The organism is Peribacillus sp. (assembly GCF_059453735.1).
In genome coordinates this window covers 1-1,564 of record NZ_JAZVJO010000009.1, presented here as the reverse complement: position 1 = coordinate 1,564, position 1,564 = coordinate 1, and the positions used below count along the sequence as shown (strand labels likewise).

2 protein-coding genes are annotated in these 1,564 nt (G+C 41.0%); one reads left to right on the top strand and one right to left on the bottom strand.

What is annotated here, in order from left to right; translation table 11 throughout:
• The first annotated feature begins 79 nt into the window (after window positions 1–79).
• Complete coding sequence (locus AC52RT_RS00420) at window positions 80–970, top strand: manganese catalase family protein (RefSeq protein ID WP_495538927.1); 891 nt, start codon at window positions 80–82, stop codon at window positions 968–970.
• 81 nt (window positions 971–1,051) lie between these two features.
• On the opposite strand, the gene AC52RT_RS00415 is transcribed toward AC52RT_RS00420, so the two are convergent.
• A partial coding sequence (locus tag AC52RT_RS00415) for a YheC/YheD family protein (RefSeq protein WP_495538926.1) occupies window positions 1,052–1,564 on the bottom strand: 513 nt, incomplete at its 5' end.

Sequence of the window (1,564 nt, the reverse complement as noted above, 5' to 3'; positions counted from 1 at the left end):
AAGTTAAATTAGTCATAGTCCTACTTTTCCCTGCATATGTATGGAACGAGTGTCCGGTTACTATTTGGGGAGGGAAAATATGATTAAGCGTGTTAATCGAATTGCCATAGAATTGCCAATGCCTAAACACGGCGACATGAAAGCGGCCGCAGCCGTTCAGGATTTGATGGGCGGCAAATTCGGAGAAATGTCTACATTGAACAATTATATGTTTCAATCGTTCAATTTTCGCGACAGGAAAAACTTCAAGCCTTTCTATGACATCATTGCCAGTATTACAGCAGAAGAATTCGGCCATGTTGAATTAGTAGCCACGGCGATTAATTTGCTTTCATACGGAAATACGTTTCCAGGAGATCCAGACATTGCGCCACTGCAAAATGGAAAGCATTCCAATTATCCGCTTCATTTTGTCAATACAGCTCAAACAGCATATCCAGGTGATGCGATGGGCCGGCCTTGGAACGGGGAGTACGTCAATAATTCTGGGAATTTAGTTGCCGATTTACTTGCCAATTATTTATTAGAAATTGGTGCTCGAACGCATAAAATGCGGGTCTATGAAATGACAGACCATCCAGTTGCAAGAGAAATGATTGGTTACCTGTTAGTCCGCGGCGGTACCCATATTATTGCGTATGCCAAAGCACTCGAAGTCGCAACAGGCGTGGAAGTAGGGAAGATGCTGCCCGTACCTGATTTAAGTAACAATAAGTTTGATCATGCTAAGAAATTTATGGACCAGGGACTATATAATGTTCTTTATACGTGGGGAGAAAAAGAATATTTAGATATGAAACAAATCTGGAAAGGGCCGAATCCTGAAACGGGCGAACAATTAATCGTTATTGATGGGATGCCTAAAGGTGCTCCGCCGCCAGACCTTCCAGCGGTACCCGAAGAATTTGCTCCTGGAATTGATCGAGACGATTATGAACGAATTCTTAAGCGGCTGAAGAGTAATATGTAGAGGAAGCTCCTTTTGCAGACTATGCAAAGGGAGCTTTTTGTCTGAAAGTAGGGATGGAGGAATCCAAGCTTTTTTTACTGATTAAAATCCAGCCAGTTTTTTAGCATACATCATATTCAAATACCTGTGTTTATAAAACTCAGGTGAACGTTTTGCTCGTTTAGCAATATAAGGATCTGGATTCTGATTATTAATTTCAATGATGGATAGAGATAGATTTTGATCAAGCCCAATATCCACCCCAATATTACCGCAATGATAGCCTTCAGCTTCGATTACAGCTAATACATTTCTGCATAGTTCGGTAATCGTCTGCTTTACTTCAGAGATTTGCTGGTTATTTAACTTCCATACCTTTTTCAGGGTCTTATCCGCTAGTTCCGCTCGCCCGCCTGCTGTTATATTACTCACAATGCTGCCGCTTGCACCATATCTAGCAAAGATGCCGCTGGTTTGCCAATCGCCTTGATGATTCTTAGCCATCATTACTCTAAAATCAATTAAGCTTTGATCATGACGCATGAGCGGAATTGTTGCTTGAATTAAATAGTCACCTGGGTCAATCAGCTTCTGAAAAAATAATAAAAAAGATTT